Below are 16,552 nucleotides of genomic sequence, written 5' to 3' on the forward strand. Positions count from 1 at the left end.
GATGGCTGCTGACAGAGGTTGACATGGCGAACGACACCCGCACCCGCATACTCGAGACGACTGGACTGCTGCTCAGGCAGCGCGGCTACCATGGCACCTCGCTCAACGACATATTGAGCGCCAGCGGCGCGCCGCGTGGCTCGCTCTATTTCCATTTTCCCGGCGGCAAGGACCAACTGGTCATCGAGGTGACGCGTGACAGCGTCGCCAGGGTGACGGAGAGGCTGGGCGAGGCGCTGGCCACCGAAAAGGATCCGGCCGTGGCCGTCCATCATATCTACCAGTCGGTGGCGCGCATGCTGGAGGACAACCAGTTTTCGCTCGGATGTCCGATCGCGCCTGTCGTGCTGGACTCGCCGACAGACGTACCGGAACTGGCGGATTTGTGCCGCTCGGCCTTCGAGCAGTGGATCGGCTTGCTGCGGGAGGCCTTCGTCAGGGCAGGGGTGCCCGAGCGCCGCGCCCACGCTTTGGCGCTGCTGGTCGAATCGTCACTGGAAGGATTGATGGTGATCGCCCGCGCCACCCGCGACCGCGCCCCGCTGTGGGCGGTGGCCGATGAAGTAGCGGCATTGATCGAAGGTGCCGTGCTGGCCGGAGGAGGCCGCAACCGCGACGCGGCGATTCTCACGGCCGAAATACCGTCGCAAGGATCCTGAGATAGCGATGCGTGCGACTGGATCAGGCGTGCCTCTGCACCAGCATTGTCCGCCTCAGCGGCGCCACAACGACCACCAAGCCGGCAAGGATCAGCATCATTCCTAGGATGCGGGTCGCTTCAAACTGCTCGCCCAGCACCATCCTGGCAGACAGTGCTCCGAAGATCGGTACCAGAAGCGAAAATGGCGCGACGGTTCCGGCCGGATATAGCTTCAGCAAGTGACCCCAGATAGCATAGCATAGAATGGTCGAGAGCACCGATATGTAGATGACCGCGCCCGCGCCGCTCCAGCCCATCGCCGATAGGGCGTGGGCGATCGTCGTCGGTCCGTCGAGCAGCATTGACAGCGCGAAAAGTGGAACGGGCGGGATCAGGCTCAGCCAGACCACCATTGCAAGCATGTCGACCTCACCGGCGCCACGCAGCAACACGTTGCCGGCTGCCCAGCACAGCGCCGAAGCGAGGCACAGACCAAGACCGGCCGTGGAGAAGTCGCCTCCGACAGTGAGCCCGATTACGCCCAGACCGACAGATGCAACCAGGCATCCGGAGACCTGACGGGCCGTCGGCTTTTCCCGCAGCACCACGGAGGCGATCAGGATGGTCAGAAAAGCCTGCGACTGCAGCGTCACCGATGCGAGCCCTGCGGGCAGCCCAAGTGCCATTCCCGTGAAAAGCAGGGCGAACTGGCCGAGGAACAAGGTTGCGCCAATCCAGAGCAAGCGGGGCCACGGCACATGTGGGCGAGGCAGGAACAGCGCCGGCAGCGAGGCGACGACAAATCGCAGCGCTGCAAGCAGCAGCGGCGGGAAGCTGCCGAGACCAATGCTGATGACGGTGAAGTTTATCCCCCATATCGCCGCCACCAACAGTGCCAGAAGCATATGCCGAGGTCTCATGATTTCGCGGTCCCATGCAGAGGATGCCGGTGACGATTATTCGTCTTCCATCCCGGGAGAATATCGCGCTACATGACATAACTGAAACAATGCAACTGGAATGCAGATATAAACAGAATGGAAAATAGGCCTGTCGATCTCAATCTGCTCGTGGTGTTCCAGATGCTCATGAGCGAGTTGAGCGCAACGAGAGCCGCCGCACGGCTCGGGCTTAGTCAGGCCGCGGTCAGCGCATCGTTGAGGCGGCTGCGGGCGCTCTATGGCGATCCGCTGTTCACGCGCACACAGCGCGGCCTGCTGCCGACGCCGCGCGCTGTGATCCTGCGACCACTGATCGAGGAGGCGCTGGGGATCATCAGTGGAACGCTGGATAGCACGAGCCCGCAGGCGGAAGATCGGGCGAAGGTCGTTGTTGTCAGGGTTGGCCTTTCCGACGATTTCGAAATGGCGTTCGGCGCCGGCATCATCAAACTGACCAAGCAGAGAATGCCCAATGTCAGGATTATCCTGCGCCAGACCAACAGCTTCGTGGCGGCGCAAGCGCTGAACGACAAGGAAATCGACCTCGCCATCACCTCGGGTGGCATCACCGACAGCCGGCTGAAACACATCTCGGTTGGGAGCTCGGACTACATGATCGTCTATGATCCTCGCTCCAGACCCGGGCGAGAACCGTTCACCGTGGAAGAATACCTTTCACGAGATCATATCCTGGTTTCCTATTCCGGCCTGAGCGGCGTCACCGACGACGTGCTTGCCGAACATGGGCTGCGGCGCAGGGTCCTTGCGGCGACCACGCATTTCTCCGCCCTGTCTTTTCTCTTGTGGAATAGCGATGCACTGGCGACGATCCCGAGCCATGCCGCGCGCGCACTGTGCGGCCAGGGCCCTTTTGAGATGGCAGCCTGTCCCTTGCAGTTTCCACGCTACGCCTTCGGCGTCAGCTGGCGTTTCGACACCGTCCGCACGCCAACGGTGATGCAGGTGCGTGATCTGATCGTTGAGTCGTTCGGCATCTGATCAATGAAAAAGGGCGGCATTTCTGCCGCCCTTTCATATGCATAAGCCAGATAGGCTGGATTAGAAATCCATACCGCCACTCAAGCCCGCTTGCGGGCTTGAGCAACCTGGATTCATGGGCGTGCTTTATGGACTTCTTAGAAGTCCATGCCGCCCATGCCGCCCATGCCGCCGCCGCCCATGCCGCCAGGCATGCCGCCGCCAGCCGACTCCTTCTTCGGAGCCTCCGCGATCATGGCTTCGGTGGTGACCAGCAGGCCGGCGACCGAGGCCGCGTCCTGGAGAGCTGTGCGGACAACCTTGACCGGATCGACGATACCCATGGCGATCATGTCACCATAGTCGCCGGTCTGGGCGTTGTAGCCGAAGGTCGCGCCCTTGTTCTCAAGGATCTTGCCGGCAACGATCGATGCTTCCGCACCGGCGTTCGACGCGATCTGGCGGGCCGGAGCCTGCAGCGCGCGGCGCACGATGTTGATGCCAGCAGCCTGGTCGGCATTGGCGCCGGTGGCCTTGATGTTGGCCGAAGCGCGCAGCAGCGCGACGCCGCCGCCAGCAACGATGCCTTCTTCCACGGCCGCGCGGGTCGCGTTGAGGGCGTCATCGACGCGGTCCTTCTTTTCCTTGACTTCGACTTCCGTCGCACCGCCGACGCGGATCACCGCAACGCCGCCCGCCAGCTTGGCGAGACGTTCCTGCAGCTTCTCCTTGTCGTAGTCCGAGGTGGTCTCTTCGATCTGCTGCTTGATCTGGGCAACGCGGCCCTGGATCTCGGCCTTCTTGCCGGCGCCGTCGACGATGGTGGTGTTCTCCTTGGAGATCGACACCTTCTTGGCACGGCCGAGCATGTTGAGGCCGACGTTCTCGAGCTTGATGCCGAGGTCTTCCGAGATGACCTGGCCACCGGTGAGGATGGCGATGTCTTCCAGCATGGCCTTGCGGCGATCACCGAAGCCCGGCGCCTTGACGGCGGCGATCTTCAGGCCGCCACGCAGCTTGTTGACGACCAGCGTGGCCAGGGCCTCGCCTTCGACGTCTTCCGAGATGATGAGCAGCGGCTTCGAGGTCTGCACGACGGCTTCGAGGACCGGCAACATGGCCTGCAGGTTTGAGAGCTTCTTCTCGTGCAGGAGGATGTAGACGTCCTCGAGCTCGGCAACCATCTTGTCGGCGTTGGTGACGAAGTAGGGCGAGAGGTAGCCACGGTCGAACTGCATGCCTTCGACGACTTCGAGTTCGGTCTCGGCGGTCTTGGCTTCCTCAACCGTGATGACGCCTTCGTTGCCGACCTTCTGCATCGCTTCCGCGATCATCTTGCCGACCGACTCGTCGCCATTGGCCGAGATCGTGCCGACCTGGGCAACTTCCTCGGAGGTCTTGATCTTCTTGGCAGCCTTGCCGAGCGCCGCGACGACTTCGGTCACGGCCAGATCGATGCCGCGCTTCAGGTCCATCGGGTTCATGCCGGCGGCAACCGCCTTGTGGCCTTCCTGGACGATCGACTGCGCCAGAACGGTCGCGGTCGTGGTGCCGTCGCCGGCGATGTCGTTGGTCTTCGAAGCAACTTCGCGGACCATCTGCGCGCCCATGTTCTCGAACTTGTCCTCAAGCTCGATTTCCTTGGCGACGGTGACGCCGTCCTTGGTGATGCGCGGGGCGCCGAACGACTTGTCGATGACGACGTTGCGGCCCTTGGGGCCGAGCGTGACCTTCACCGCGTCGGCGAGGATGTTGACACCGCGCAGCATGCGCTCACGGGCGTCGCGGGAGAATTTTACGTCTTTAGCAGCCATTTTTAGCTCCTGGCAGGGGCTTGGGGTAAGCCCGGAATTCAGTTGACGGTGAGGCCGATTATCAGCCGATGATGCCCATGATGTCGGATTCCTTCATGATCAGAAGGTCTTCGCCATTGAGCTTGACTTCGGTGCCCGACCACTTGCCGAACAGGATGCGGTCGCCAGCCTTGACGTCCAGCGGGACGAGCTTGCCAGCTTCGTCACGAGCGCCGGAACCGACAGCGATGATCTCGCCTTCCTGCGGCTTTTCCTTTGCCGTATCCGGGATGATGATCCCGCCGGCGGTCTTGGATTCGGATTCGACCCGGCGAACGACCACGCGGTCATGAAGCGGGCGGAACTTCGACTTTGCCATTTTTTCTTCCTCGATGAGAACGGTGAGAACAGTTCCTCCGTCCGGCGGCGCCGGACACATGGTTAGCACTCACCGAGGGCGAGTGCTAACGTGGCGCTGAGATAGGCCGCTGGCCTGCGAGAGTCAAGGCGCGCGAGAGGGCGCGATCGCGCGAAATTTTGTTCGCGCAGGTGACGGGTTGCAAAATGCGTCGGTTGCCGCTTGGGAGCGACGAGGAATTTTGTCCATCATTCGGATTCTATCGGCGCCGGGGTGACCGCAGCACCAGCAGAGGGCATCGCTCGGCGAGTCCATAGGTGCCGGTCGCCACGATGCGAACGTCGCCGAAGAAGGTCTCTGCTTCATGCACCAGCGTCGCAACCGGAGCGAAGCTGTAGATGGCCGGCGAATTCCTGTAGACGTCAATGGTGCCGATGGTCGGCATGTTCCAGCCCGTGTGCGCGCAAAGCTCGTCGCGGTCGGGAAACAATTCGTCGAACCTCCCGAGGATTGCCTGCACCGGAATGCCGTGGTCGGGCGCGCCACCCGTGGCTGTCATTGCGACAAGCCATTTGAGTGCGTGGAAGGTCGAGACGCCGCCTGAAAGGGCAAGCGTCCGCACCGCCCGCGGATCATCCGGCGTTTCCGGGCTGGCATAGAGCCGGAGACCTGCGCGGCCGTCAGGCCTGAGCACGCGCGCGATCTCCGCGAACAACGCCCGCCGCGCGACCGAAAGGCCGAGTGCCGACAGGCAGCCATCGCCGATCACCGCATCCATGCTTGCTCCTGCAACCGGCATGTCCAGCCAGTTGCCGGCCACAGCCTTGCGTGTGGCGGTGTCGCCTGGCCAGATGCCGGAGATCATGGCGGGGGATTCATCGACCGCCAGCATCGTCCTGCCGAGACCGGCAAGTTCCGGCGTGACCCCGAGCAGCACCACGTCGAGCGATCGCAGACCGAGCTCGCGCTCATAGGTAGCGACCGCTTCCGGCGGCGGGCAGAGCGGTGGTCCGAGAAGCTGCCAATGGCGGCGAATTGCATCCCAATGATTTGTCATGCAAAACGGCTTGGGGGATGTGGGGGCATGGTTCCTTCGAAACTGTTGGTTGCCTGATGGGCATGGAGAGGCCATGGCTCGCATTGCCGTGATAACGCATGAGTATGACCGGTTCCAGAGCCGGCGAGGCGTTCTATTGCGCCAGGACAGCCCCTACATGCTGTTCGACCTTCTGGCCGAGTTGAAGAGACGTGGCCACTCGACACAGATTCTGCGCGGGCCTTCGTCAAGGCATGATGCCGATATCGCGGTGCTGCATGTCGATGCGACGGTGACACCGGCCGACTATGTGGAGTATGCGCGCGGGTTTCCGTTCTGCCTCAATCTTGGTGCGGCCGACATTTCCAAGCGTCGGATCAGCGGCGCGGTTCTCAACGACGGTGACCATTGGGACGGCCCCGTCATCGTCAAGAGCAATCTCAACCATTGGGGGACACCCGAGCAGCAGCTCAATCGGCAAGCCGAGCGCGCCGGCAAGGCCGCGCCTTTTCCGGGCGTGCGGATATTCGATCAATACCAAGTCCACGCTTCCTTGGCCGAAGTTCCGCCGGAGATGCTTATGCGTACCGACCTGGTCGTGGAGAAGTTCATTCCCGAACCGGCGCCTGACGGTTTTGCGGCGCGGTTCTGGATATTCTGTGGCGATCGTGAGCGCTGCACTCGTTATGTCTCGCCGCAGCGCCTCGTAAAAGGCGACGACACGATCCGCCGAGAGGCTGTTCCCGTACCCGAAGAATTGCGCGCCTTGCGCCATCGGCTTGGCTTCGACTACGGCAAGTTCGACTTTGTCATGCATGGGGGCAGGGCGGTGTTGCTCGATGCCAACAAGACGCCCGGCCGCGCCAGGAACCTGTCGAAGATCGTCGCAGCCGGCACCGCCAATCTGGCGGACGGTTTCGAGGGCCTGATCAGGCGGGCCGGATAGCCGGATACTCTGATACTCTAAAGAAACAGCCGCAACTGGGTGTGGATGATCGACCGGTAATCCTCGATGGTCCGGCGGCTTGCCGCTTCGCCCTCCGCAAGCGCCAGGCGCACCACTGCACCGGCGAGCTGGAAGATCAGCAGAACCATGCGTTCGAACTGCTCGTGCTTCTCCGGTTCCAGCAAGGCGATGACATGGTCGCAGAACATCTTGGCTTGATGCCGCGTTTCGGCGATGTCGAGATTCTTGAGCGCCTTGTCGGCCTGAATGGCGTTCTGCAGATCCTGGATGGCCGGATCGCCGGCGACCCGGCTGTGGTAGTCGTCAAGCAGCCGGTCGGCGGCGGCGATCACGTCCTTCGCTTCGCGAACGTCGGCGATGATCGCTGTCAATCGCGCGCGGCTGACCTCTGAAAACCGCTCATAGAGCATTGCCAGGATCGCCGACTTGTTGGGGAAGTAGTGATAGACGGTGGCGATCGGCCCGCCCGCCAGCATGCCCACCTCCTTCATGGTGACGGCGTCGATACCCTTCTCGCCGATCAGCCGCATCGTCATCGACAGGATGGCGTCGATGCGCTCGCGGCTGCGCTCCTGCTTGGGTCTGCGTCGGGGTTCGGTGGCCGTTCGCCTTGCTTCTTCCATGCGCCCGTTCTCTCGCGAGATTGCAAATTCTGATTGACAATAAATATGATCAAGTATCAGTTTCTAGAATGCTGACAGATTGTCAGTTTTTTTGCCGCGCGGCAAGGACGTTGGGAGGCGCCTTTGACTTCGACAAATGCCGGATCCACCGGCGATGGCGATTGGCTGGTCGGCAGCCCGACCAGCGGGCAGCTTGCCTCGGCGCTGTGGATCGGGTCGGTCGGCCTGCTCATTCTCGGTCTGCAACCCGTCTTGCTCGGCGCCCTTTACACCGAGGGCCATGTCAGCGGCGATGAGTTGGCGTTGGTCGCCACCGCCGAAATGATCGCCATCGCGATCGGCTCGGCGATTGTTGCGATGCTGCTCTCGGCCCACAAGATGCGCTGGAAAAGTGCGGCCCTGCTGCTTCTGCTGGCACTGGCGAACGTCTGGACGGCCTATGCTGCCGGCGCCAATACGCTGATGGCGGCACGCGCCTTGGCCGGCCTTGCCGAGGGTGGCCTTGTCGCGGTCGCCACCGAGCTGATTGCTCGTTCGCGGCGCGCCGAACGCATCGGCGGTTATTTCGTCACCATGCAGACCCTTGCGCAATGCGCTCTCGCCCTGTTGCTGGCACTCTATGTTATCCCCGCCGCCGGATCGGCGGGTGGTTTCATCGTTCTCGCCATTGTCTGCGTCGCGTCGCTGGCGGTCGCCTTCATCGTTCCCGCTGACTATGCCGACCTGCCGAAGGACGAGAATCTCGCCAATGTGGTGACGGTTCCTTCGATCACCGCTTTGCTGTCGGTCTTCTGCTACTTCATGTTCTTTGGCGCGGTCTGGGCGTTTCTGGAGCCGCTTGGCGCGCAATTCGGTATTGATGGCCGCACCGTCGGCCTGATCGTCTCGGCCAGCCTCGCGGCACAGGTTCTGGGCGCGATGACGGCGACCGTGTTCGAGGCGCGCATCGATTATCGTCTGGCCATCGCCGCGATCGGTGCCGTGGCGCTTGTCTGCTCCGTGATTCTCGCCAGCGGACCTAGTCTCACGACATTCTGGGTCGCCGCCTTGGTCATGGGCTTCATTCTCTTGTTCATCGTGCCCTACCAGATCCGACTGGCGATCACCGCCGATGAGACTCGCACCGCCGTGCTTTTGGTGCCGGCCGCGCAGCTTTTTGGCCTGGCGATCGGGCCGATCGCCGCGTCGCTGCTCATCGACGGCAAGGATTTCCGGCCGGTGCCGGAATTCGCCGCCGCCAGCGCGGTCGCCAGCGTGGCGCTGCTCGGCCTGTTCATTCTCATGTCGCGGCGTCGCCGCGTCGTTGCCTGATCGGGGAGCACCATGCCGAACAACTGGAGCAACTGGTCCGGCTATGTCACTGCCAAGCCCCGGCTGATCGCCAGCCCCACTGACGCCGGCGAACTCGGTGATCTCATTCGCAATGCACCCGGCCCCGTGCGCGTCGTCGGTGCCGGCCATTCCTTCACGCCGCTGGTCAAATCCGAAGGCACGATCCTGTCGCTGGAGAAATTCGAGGGGTTGGTGTCGCACGATACCGGGCAGCATCAAGCGCGCGTGCGGGCAGGGACGCGGCTCGGCCCGCTCATGCACATCCTGCAAGGCCTTGGCCAGGGTCTGCCCAATATGGGTGATATCGACCGCCAGGCGATCGGTGGCGCGCTGGGCACCGCCACGCACGGCTCGGGACCGACGCTCGGCGCTTATCACACGCAACTGGAGACGGTGCAGATCGTCGATGGGCTTGGCAAATTGCGCGAATTCACCAAGGCAGGGGATCAGGACATGATCCACGCCACCGGCGTCGCCCTCGGGGCCTTCGGCATTCTCGGCGAAGTGGCTCTGAACAACATTGCTACCTACCGGCTGCGCCGCCGCAAATGGGTGCTGCCGATCGCCGACATGCTGCGCGAATTCGAAACGATGATGGCCGCGCATCGCTCGGCCGAATTCTACTACATTCCGTTCTCCGGTTATGCGCAGTTCATCGCCAGCGATTTGAGCGACGCCGCACCCACCGCGCGGCCGCCGGAGGAAGACGAGGCGGGCCTGAGGACGCTGCGCCGGCTGCGCACCGTGCTTGCCTGGCTGCCGGCGCTGCGCCGCCGGCTGATCCTGGGCGCCATCGCCAAATTGCCGGCCGAGGATTATGTGCAGGACTGGCTCAACGTCTATGCCAGCGACCGGCAGACAAAATTCAACGAGATGGAATATCACTTGCCCTACGAGGAAGGGCCGAAGGTGTTGGCCGAAATCATCGCATTGACCGAGAGGCACTTTCCCGAGGTCTATTTCCCGATGGAGGTGCGCACCGTCGCGCCCGACGAATTCTGGCTCTCGCCGTTCTACAAAAGACTCACCTGTTCGATCGCCATCCACCACGATGCGGCGAGCGACCCGCAGCCGTTCATGCGCGCGGCCGAGCCGATCTTCCGCAAGTATGGCGGCAGGCCGCACTGGGGCAAGATGCACAGCCTCAAGGCGGCGGATCTGAAAAAGCTCTATCCGCGCTGGGATGACGCCATGGCGGTGCGCCGCGACATCGATCCACGAAACCGCTTCGTATCGCCCTACATGGCCGGCCTGTTCGGCATCGAACAATGAGCGCGTATTTCGCCACTCTTTCGCATGCGCTGAAGGATGCCGGCATCTTCCAACCTTGCCTGCTGCTCGATCTCGACCGGCTGGACAGCAACATCACCCTGGTGAAAGCAAGGCTTGACCCAGATCTTGCCGTGCGGCTGGTCGACAAGTCGCTCGCCTGCCTGCCCCTGCTTTCGCATATCGGCGAAGCTCTAGGCACCGTCCGCTTCATGACTTTCCATCCACCCGTCACGCAAGCCGTGTTGAAGGCGTTTCCCGACGCGGACATTCTGTACGGCAAGCCGATGCCTGTCGGCGCGGCGAGGGCCGTGCTTTCAAACAGCGCGGCCGACTGGTCGCGCGTCTGCTGGCTGATCGACAGCGAGGAGAGGCTGGCGGAATATGGCGCTCTGGCAGCCGAACTCGACATCGAGTTGCGCATCGCTTTCGAGATCGATGTCGGGCTGCATCGCGGCGGGTTCGCGCAACCGGAGGCCTTGTCGAAGGCGTTGAGCACGCTGTCGGCCCACAAACGGGTGCATTGCGACGGCGTCATGGCCTATGAAGCGCATGCGCCGCACATTCCCGGCCTGTTCGGCGGGCCGGCCAAGGCGTTGGCTGAAGCGTCCAAACGTGCCGCCGCCTTCGTTGCCTGCCTTGGCGCCGATCAGCGCCGCATCTTGAACATCGGCGGCAGCAAGACCGCGCTGCTTCACCACGGTGACGTTGCCAACGAGGTGTCGATGGGCTCGGCCTTCGTGCTGCCCGGCGATTTCGATACGCCCGGCCTCGAAGGCTTCGTGCCGGCGGCCTTCGTCGCAACGCCGATCCTGAAAGTGGTCGAGCCGACGCTGCCTGGCCCGCCCGCCGTCTCCCGCCTGCTGCAGGCGCTCGGCCGGTTTCCGCGCAAGGGCTGCTACCTCTACGGCGGTAAATGGATGGCCGAGCCGGTGTTTCCCGCAGGCATGAAGACGAACAGCCTGCTCGGCCTGTCTTCCAACCAGCAATTCATGGGCCTGCCGGCGGATGCGACCGCAAGGCCGGGCGACTACGCATTCCTGCGGCCGACACAGAGCGAGGCCGTGCTGCAGCAGTTCGGGTCGATCGCCGTGTTCTCCGGCGGCAGGATCGCCGATCGTTGGCCGGCACTGCCGATGGCGTGATCGACAGATCGGCCGCGGCGCGTGATGAGCGGTGATTGTTGGCCACCCCGAGCAATGTTATGAAACAAAGGTCGAAAAGGACCTTGGAGCGGCAAACGGTAAGCCCGCTCCCTTCCGCCGGATGGAAGCTCCGTTCTCATCCAATATGGGAACCCACGGCAAGCCCAGGGCGTGCTTCACGCCCGGCTTGGCGTGCGGGGTCTTCGCCATTCGGCATCCCTTCGTTCGCCAGGCGCCAACGAAGGAGAAGAAAAATGCCCATCATCGCGCCAATACCGGCGTCATCACCCAGATCAATGTCTTCACCGTGCCCGAGGGCGGTCATCAGGCGTTGATTGATCTGCTGGGGGAAGCAGCGACGAGTTGCCGTGGCATTCCCGGGTGGATGTCCGCCAGCCTGCACCGAAGTCTCGACGGGACGCGTGTCGTCAACTACGCGCAGGCGCGGGATCAGGCTGCCATGCGGCGCGTCTTAGAGCATCTGCAGGCGAACGGTTTTCTCGATCGCAACAAGGTGTTGGGGCAAGCCCATCCTGGCCTGTACGAAGTCGCTCTCACCGTGGAGTAGGTAATGTGACGGACCGTGTCTTGGCTCTCACGCCAAAGCACGGTCCGTTCCGGTATCCATGATCCGCTTCGGTATCCATGATCCGTTCCGGTATCTATGACTTGACCGGTATCCAGATCTCCAGCCCGCCATCGCCGCTGCGCGGATCGAATTCGGGTCCGTAGCGTTCGAATTCAGGGGCGTCTGTTATCTCGTGCCCGGAGGCCGGCAGCCATTTGTTCCAGATGGTGTTGACCGTGCGGCGGATGGTCGAGATGTGCTCGCGATGGGCGAACACGGCATATTTCTGCGCCGGTACCCGCACGCGGCTGAATTCCTTGGGAAGATCGGAAAAGTCGATCACCTCGACACCGGCGATGTAATCGAAATTGCCGGTATCGTCGCCGTTGACGCAGACGCCGTAAGCGACGTCGCCGGTCTCACCCGGTATGTTGCCGATATAGGGGCCAAAGCGCTGCCATTGCATCGGAATGGCGGCGCTGGTTTCGCAACTGTAGCGTTCGCCGAGGCCGGCGATCAGGAACGGCCGGCTGGTCTCGAAGCGCGGCGGTTCGAGCTTGGCAAGAAAGGACTGGTCCATCAGGATCGGCTCCACGAGGTCGAGATTGTTGAGCGTGCCTTGCGCGCGCACCAGCTCCGGCGTGGTGCCGAACTGATCGCGGAAGGCGCGGGTGAAAGCCTCATGCGAGTTGTAGCCGGCATCGAGCGCGACGCGCAGGATGTCGGGCGCCCCGGCGGCCAGCTTGCGGGCCGCTTCGGTCAGCCGGCGCGCGCGCATGTAGCCCATCACCGAACGACCGGTGGCGGCACCGAAAGCCCGCGTCACATGAAACCGCGACACGCCGCTGCTTTGGGCGACGTCGTCGAGCGAGATCGCCTCCGGCAGATGGCTCTCGACGAACCACAAAGCTTTCTCTGTCGGGTTCATGTGCCTCCTCTTGATTGGCCCAATTTTCGAACCGGCAGCTCTTCGCGTTGGCAAGACCATGGTGCCGCCTTTCTGCGAGGTCAGTTTGATCGAAATTGCGCCTCTCGCAAATCGAAACGAAGCTGTCGCCAGCCGATCTCGCTGCATGGCCGCGCGATCACGGTTCGCGCCGCCGATGGGCCTCGCATCCGAATCTCCTCAACGGCGCCTGAGACAAGAAATCAGTCGAAAATAGCCATCGAAGCGATTGCGCAAACGTTTCGATGGCCATAGGGTGGCTTCCAATGCGCCATCAACAGAGCGCAATGGAAACACTCAAGACAGGGAGAAGCGCGTGCGCGTTGGGCTCCGATCGGGTTGTAATGCCGACCATGGCTGAAGTCGCACGCCGCGCTGGAGTGTCGGTGTCGACTGTTTCTCACGTCATCAACCGAACGCGTTTTGTCTCGCCTGCCAAGGCCAGGGTCGTCAACGACGCGATTGCAGCGATGGGCTATCAGCCCAACGAGCTGGCGCGGTCGCTGAAAGTGGCGTCGACCAACAGCGTTGGCCTGGCGATCTCGGCGATTTCCAATCCCTATTTCACCGACATCATCTGCGCGGTGGAAGCGGAATGCGCGCGCCTCGGCCTCATGGTGTTCCTCTCTGACACGCAGGAGGATCCAGACCGCGAGCTTTCGGTGGTGCGCGCCTTCCATCAGCGGCGGGTCGACGGCGTCATTCTGGCGCCATCGGGCGCGCCGCAGCGAGCCATCGACTATCTGGCCGAGAAGAAGCTGCCCTGCGTGCTGATCGACCGCTTCGCCGACGATCGCTTCGACCAGATCGGCGTCGAGAACCAGTCGTCGATGCGGGCCCTCATCGATCACGTCGCCTCCTTCGGCCACAAACGCATCGGCTACATCGTCGGCCAGCCGGGGCTGGCGACGACGCGCGAACGCATCGAGGCGTTCCAGTCGTCGCTGGCGGCCAATGGACTTGCTTTATTGCCGCACTATGTGTCGCCCGAGAACGTCGACACGGCGAGCGCAACGGCATCGACCCATGCCATTCTGTCATTGCCTTCGCCGCCCACGGCATTGGTTACCGGCAACAACATGACGACGATCGGAGCGGTGCGGGCGATCCGCGAAAGGGGCCTCTCGATACCGGGGGACATCTCGCTCGCCGGCTTCGACGACTTCGAATGGGCCGATTGTTTCGAGCCGCGGCTGACCCTTGTCGCACAACCTTGCACCGAGATCGGCCGGCAGGCCGCGGCACTGCTGTCTGCCCGCATTGCCTCCAGTGGTCTGAAGCCGCAAGCGGTGCGGCTGCAGGCGACGCTGCATGCCCGTGAATCCTGCGGGAGACCGGCATGAGCGCGCCGCTGCTTTCGGTTACCGGCGCCGTCAAGCGCTTCGGCGGCGTGCAGGCGCTGCGTGGCGTCGATTTCGACCTCAGGGCGGGCGAGATCCACGCGCTGCTTGGCGAGAACGGCGCCGGCAAGTCGACGTTGATGAACCTTTTGTCGGGCGTCTACACGCCCGACGAAGGCACCATCCAGATCGACGGCAAACAGGTAGCCTTCAACAATCCGCGTGAGGCGCAAGCTGCCGGCATCGCGACCATCTTCCAGGAGCTCGACCTGGTGCCGACGCTCGACGTGGCGGCCAACCTCTTCCTTGGCCGGGAGCTGATGCGGCCGGGCGGCTTCCTCGATGTGCCGGCCATGCGCAGCGAGGCGCGCAAGCGGCTCGAAGCCATCGAACTCGCCATCGATCCCGCCAGGCTGGTAGCCGACCTGTCGATCGGCCAGCGCCAGGTGGTGGCGATAGTCAAGGCGCTGTCCTACGCATCGCGTGTGCTGATCATGGACGAGCCGACGGCAGCGCTGACGGTGGCCGAAGTCGAAAGGCTGTTCGATGTCATGCGCAAGCTCGCCGCCAGCGGCGTCGGCATTGTCTATATCTCGCATCGCCTGGAGGAGGTGCCGCAGATCGCCGACCGGGTGACGGTCATGCGCGATGGGCGGGTGGCGGGTATCACCGAGCCGCACGCGCCGCAGGCCGAACTGGTCAGGCTGCTGGTCGGGCGTCCGCTCAACGAGCTCTTTCCAGCGCGCGCCAAAGCAACCGGCCGGGCGCTGCTGCATTTGCGTGACGCCACCTTCCACCTGTCGCGCGAAAGCGCCGGATGGCAGGCCCCGACAGGCGTGTCGCTCGATGTGCATGAGGGCGAGATCGTCGGCCTCGCAGGCATCATGGGGGCAGGGCGCACCGAGCTGCTCAGCGCGCTCTACGGCACCGGCCTGTCCGGCCGCTGGCAAGGCGAGGTCGCCATCGATGGCCGCCCGGTCAAGCTGGATTCGATCAAGGCGGCGCGAGCCGCCGGCATTGCCTTCGTCACGGATGACCGCCGCGGCAGCGGCCTGATGCTGCGCATGGCGCTCGGCCTCAACCTGGTCATGTCGGTCATCTCTCGCATCTCACCTTTCGGGCTGATGTCGGCGTGGCGGCAAGCGGAAGCGGTCAAGCAGTCCTTCGGCCAGTTCGACATCAGGCCGAAGAATCCAGACATCGCCGTCGGCGCGCTTTCGGGCGGCAACCAGCAGAAGGTGGTGCTGGCCAAGGAGATCCTCGGCAATCCCCGGCTGCTGCTGCTCGACGAGCCGACGCGCGGCGTCGATGTCGGCGCCAAGGGCGAGATCTACGCACGCCTGCGGGCGCTGGCGGCGCAGGGGCTCGGCATACTGGTCGCCTCCAGCGAGATGCCGGAGCTGATCGGCCTGTGCGACCGGATCGTGGTGCTGCGCCAGGGGCGCAATGTTGCGGAATTCATCGGCGGCGTCGACGAGCACACGGTGCTTGACGCGGCAAATGGCAGGGAGGCCTGATGTCTGAACAGAAGATTTCGGAGGCAAGCGGCCCGGTGGCCGCCGCACCGGTGCATCGCGATCCGCTGGCGCTGATCGTGCGCTTCCAGAGCCTGATCGGCCTGGTGCTGGTGGCGATCGGCGGTGTCATCTTCTCTCCGCGCCGTCACGGAGAGATCCTGTTCCTCGACCCCGACAACATTGCCAACATCGTGCGCGCGGTGTCGGAGACCGGCATCATCGCCATCGGCATGACCTTCGTCATCATCACCGCCGGCATCGACCTTTCCGTTGGCGCGGTGCTGGGGCTGTCCAGCGTCGTCACCGCGACGATGATGATCTCCGGCGGCTTCGGGCTTATCCCTACCATCCTTGCCGTGCTCGTCATGGGCATCGTCTTCGGCACGATCCAGGGCACCATCTCCAGCCGTTTCCGGCTGGAACCGTTCATCGTCACGCTGGCCGGCCTGCAGGCGGCGCGCGGCCTGGCGCTGGTCGTCTCGGGCAACCAGTACATCAACATTTCCTATGGAGACGGACCGGGTCTGGCACCGCCGGTGTTTGCGATCCTCGGCGAGCGGCTGTTCAACAACACCGTACCGGTCGCCACCATCGTCTTCATCGTCTTTGCCGCGATTGCAACGATCGTGCTCAACACCACGCGCTTCGGCCGCTATGTCTTTGCCGTCGGCGGCAACGAGCGGGCGGCACGCATTTCGGGCGTGCCGGTGTCGATGGTCAAGATCAGCGTCTACGCGATCACCGGCTTTGCCGCCGCGCTCGCCGGCATCGTGCATGCCGGGCAGTTCAATTTCGGCAGCGCCAATGACGGCATGGGATACGAACTGACCGCGATCGCCGCCGTGGTCATCGGCGGCACCAGCCTGTTCGGCGGCGCCGGCTCGATGGTCGGCACCGTCGCCGGCACGATCATGCTGGGAGCGCTGGCCAACATTCTGCAGCTCAACAACATCACGCCAGCCCTGCAACTGCTCGCGACCGCCGCGATCATCGTGCTGGCGGCAGTACTCCAATCCCTCGTTCGCCGCCGCGAGGGTTTGGGTCGTTAGGGAGGTCGGCGGCACGCAAGTGGAAGACTGTGAAACCAAGGTCTGGCTGC

At 63.4% G+C, this 16,552-nt stretch carries 16 protein-coding genes; 10 read left to right on the forward strand and 6 right to left on the reverse strand.

Going from position 1 to position 16,552, the window contains the following annotated elements:
• Nucleotides 1–23: 23 nt before the first annotated feature.
• Nucleotides 24–659 (forward strand): TetR/AcrR family transcriptional regulator, encoded by a 636-nt coding sequence (locus NR193_RS05025; RefSeq protein WP_256749752.1) that lies wholly within the window; start codon nt 24–26, stop codon nt 657–659.
• Nucleotides 660–681: 22 nt separating this feature from the next.
• On the opposite strand, the gene NR193_RS05030 is transcribed toward NR193_RS05025, so the two are convergent.
• Nucleotides 682–1,560, reverse strand: coding sequence for an EamA family transporter (locus tag NR193_RS05030; RefSeq protein ID WP_256749753.1), 879 nt, complete (start codon nt 1,558–1,560; stop codon nt 682–684).
• 117 nt (nt 1,561–1,677) lie between these two features.
• Here NR193_RS05030 and NR193_RS05035 point away from each other — a divergent pair, with 117 nt between their 5' ends.
• Entirely contained in the window at nt 1,678–2,580 is a 903-nt protein-coding gene (locus tag NR193_RS05035) for a LysR family transcriptional regulator (protein ID WP_256749754.1), read from the forward strand.
• A gap of 137 nt (nt 2,581–2,717) precedes the next feature.
• On the opposite strand, the gene groL is transcribed toward NR193_RS05035, so the two are convergent.
• The 3 genes from groL to NR193_RS05050 form a co-directional block, all read right to left on the reverse strand.
• On the reverse strand, nt 2,718–4,373 hold the full coding sequence (gene groL, locus NR193_RS05040; RefSeq protein WP_256749755.1) for a chaperonin GroEL: 1,656 nt from the start codon (nt 4,371–4,373) through the stop codon (nt 2,718–2,720).
• A gap of 61 nt (nt 4,374–4,434) precedes the next feature.
• Nucleotides 4,435–4,731, reverse strand: a complete 297-nt coding sequence (gene groES, locus NR193_RS05045; protein ID WP_006203049.1) for a co-chaperone GroES — start codon at nt 4,729–4,731, stop codon at nt 4,435–4,437.
• A 238-nt stretch (nt 4,732–4,969) separates the two neighbouring features.
• Entirely contained in the window at nt 4,970–5,767 is a 798-nt protein-coding gene (locus NR193_RS05050; RefSeq protein WP_256749756.1) for a class I SAM-dependent methyltransferase, read from the reverse strand.
• A 73-nt stretch (nt 5,768–5,840) separates the two neighbouring features.
• Between NR193_RS05050 and NR193_RS05055 the strand changes: the two genes are divergently transcribed.
• Nucleotides 5,841–6,692, forward strand: a complete 852-nt coding sequence (locus NR193_RS05055; protein ID WP_256749757.1) for a hypothetical protein — start codon at nt 5,841–5,843, stop codon at nt 6,690–6,692.
• 17 nt (nt 6,693–6,709) lie between these two features.
• On the opposite strand, the gene NR193_RS05060 is transcribed toward NR193_RS05055, so the two are convergent.
• Nucleotides 6,710–7,336 carry a TetR family transcriptional regulator gene (locus tag NR193_RS05060; protein ID WP_256749758.1) on the reverse strand — a complete coding sequence of 209 codons (627 nt, stop codon included), beginning with the start codon at nt 7,334–7,336 and terminating at the stop codon, nt 6,710–6,712.
• A 123-nt stretch (nt 7,337–7,459) separates the two neighbouring features.
• Here NR193_RS05060 and NR193_RS05065 point away from each other — a divergent pair, with 123 nt between their 5' ends.
• From NR193_RS05065 to NR193_RS05080, 4 genes are read left to right on the forward strand one after another with little or no spacing between them, the layout of a single operon-like run.
• Nucleotides 7,460–8,647, forward strand: a complete 1,188-nt coding sequence (locus NR193_RS05065; RefSeq protein ID WP_256749759.1) for an MFS transporter — start codon at nt 7,460–7,462, stop codon at nt 8,645–8,647.
• A 12-nt stretch (nt 8,648–8,659) separates the two neighbouring features.
• Nucleotides 8,660–9,940 carry a D-arabinono-1,4-lactone oxidase gene (locus NR193_RS05070; protein WP_256749760.1) on the forward strand — a complete coding sequence of 427 codons (1,281 nt, stop codon included), beginning with the start codon at nt 8,660–8,662 and terminating at the stop codon, nt 9,938–9,940.
• The gene (locus NR193_RS05075) at nt 9,937–11,082 is read left to right on the forward strand and encodes an alanine racemase (RefSeq protein ID WP_256749761.1); all 1,146 of its coding nucleotides are present in this window, start codon (nt 9,937–9,939) and stop codon (nt 11,080–11,082) included. Before NR193_RS05070 ends, NR193_RS05075 begins: the two co-directional genes overlap by 4 nt.
• Before the next feature lie 31 nt (nt 11,083–11,113).
• Nucleotides 11,114–11,650, forward strand: coding sequence for an antibiotic biosynthesis monooxygenase family protein (locus tag NR193_RS05080; RefSeq protein WP_256749762.1), 537 nt, complete (start codon nt 11,114–11,116; stop codon nt 11,648–11,650).
• 94 nt (nt 11,651–11,744) lie between these two features.
• On the opposite strand, the gene NR193_RS05085 is transcribed toward NR193_RS05080, so the two are convergent.
• Complete coding sequence (locus tag NR193_RS05085; protein ID WP_256749763.1) at nt 11,745–12,578, reverse strand: AraC family transcriptional regulator; 834 nt, start codon at nt 12,576–12,578, stop codon at nt 11,745–11,747.
• Between the two features lie 362 nt (nt 12,579–12,940).
• Between NR193_RS05085 and NR193_RS05090 the strand changes: the two genes are divergently transcribed.
• The 3 genes from NR193_RS05090 to NR193_RS05100 are packed head-to-tail and all read left to right on the forward strand — an operon-like array spanning nt 12,941 to nt 16,502.
• Nucleotides 12,941–13,939 (forward strand): LacI family DNA-binding transcriptional regulator, encoded by a 999-nt coding sequence (locus NR193_RS05090; protein ID WP_375162683.1) that lies wholly within the window; start codon nt 12,941–12,943, stop codon nt 13,937–13,939.
• Nucleotides 13,936–15,453, forward strand: a complete 1,518-nt coding sequence (locus NR193_RS05095; protein WP_256749765.1) for a sugar ABC transporter ATP-binding protein — start codon at nt 13,936–13,938, stop codon at nt 15,451–15,453. The genes NR193_RS05090 and NR193_RS05095 overlap by 4 nt, the downstream gene beginning before the upstream one ends.
• The gene (locus tag NR193_RS05100) at nt 15,453–16,502 is read left to right on the forward strand and encodes an ABC transporter permease (protein WP_256749766.1); all 1,050 of its coding nucleotides are present in this window, start codon (nt 15,453–15,455) and stop codon (nt 16,500–16,502) included. Before NR193_RS05095 ends, NR193_RS05100 begins: the two co-directional genes overlap by 1 nt.
• The last annotated feature ends 50 nt before the right edge of the window (nt 16,503–16,552 follow it).

This window comes from Mesorhizobium sp. Mes31, from assembly GCF_024519675.1.
GTDB lineage: Bacteria > Pseudomonadota > Alphaproteobacteria > Rhizobiales > Rhizobiaceae > Mesorhizobium.

Excerpts from the sequence above, each read along its gene's own strand:
- NR193_RS05100 (WP_256749766.1), top strand. The coding sequence starts at position 15,453 with ATGTCTGAACAGAAGATTTCGGAGGCAAGCGGCCCGGTGGCCGCCGCA.
- NR193_RS05090 (WP_375162683.1), top strand. The coding sequence starts at position 12,941 with ATGCCGACCATGGCTGAAGTCGCACGCCGCGCTGGAGTGTCGGTGTCG.
- NR193_RS05025 (WP_256749752.1), top strand. The coding sequence starts at position 24 with ATGGCGAACGACACCCGCACCCGCATACTCGAGACGACTGGACTGCTG.
- NR193_RS05055 (WP_256749757.1), top strand. The coding sequence starts at position 5,841 with ATGGCTCGCATTGCCGTGATAACGCATGAGTATGACCGGTTCCAGAGC.
- NR193_RS05075 (WP_256749761.1), top strand. The coding sequence starts at position 9,937 with ATGAGCGCGTATTTCGCCACTCTTTCGCATGCGCTGAAGGATGCCGGC.
- groL (WP_256749755.1), bottom strand. The coding sequence starts at position 4,373 with ATGGCTGCTAAAGACGTAAAATTCTCCCGCGACGCCCGTGAGCGCATG.
- NR193_RS05095 (WP_256749765.1), top strand. The coding sequence starts at position 13,936 with ATGAGCGCGCCGCTGCTTTCGGTTACCGGCGCCGTCAAGCGCTTCGGC.
- NR193_RS05035 (WP_256749754.1), top strand. The coding sequence starts at position 1,678 with ATGGAAAATAGGCCTGTCGATCTCAATCTGCTCGTGGTGTTCCAGATG.
- NR193_RS05085 (WP_256749763.1), bottom strand. The coding sequence starts at position 12,578 with ATGAACCCGACAGAGAAAGCTTTGTGGTTCGTCGAGAGCCATCTGCCG.
- NR193_RS05030 (WP_256749753.1), bottom strand. The coding sequence starts at position 1,560 with ATGAGACCTCGGCATATGCTTCTGGCACTGTTGGTGGCGGCGATATGG.
- groES (WP_006203049.1), bottom strand. The coding sequence starts at position 4,731 with ATGGCAAAGTCGAAGTTCCGCCCGCTTCATGACCGCGTGGTCGTTCGC.
- NR193_RS05070 (WP_256749760.1), top strand. The coding sequence starts at position 8,660 with ATGCCGAACAACTGGAGCAACTGGTCCGGCTATGTCACTGCCAAGCCC.
- NR193_RS05050 (WP_256749756.1), bottom strand. The coding sequence starts at position 5,767 with ATGACAAATCATTGGGATGCAATTCGCCGCCATTGGCAGCTTCTCGGA.
- NR193_RS05060 (WP_256749758.1), bottom strand. The coding sequence starts at position 7,336 with ATGGAAGAAGCAAGGCGAACGGCCACCGAACCCCGACGCAGACCCAAG.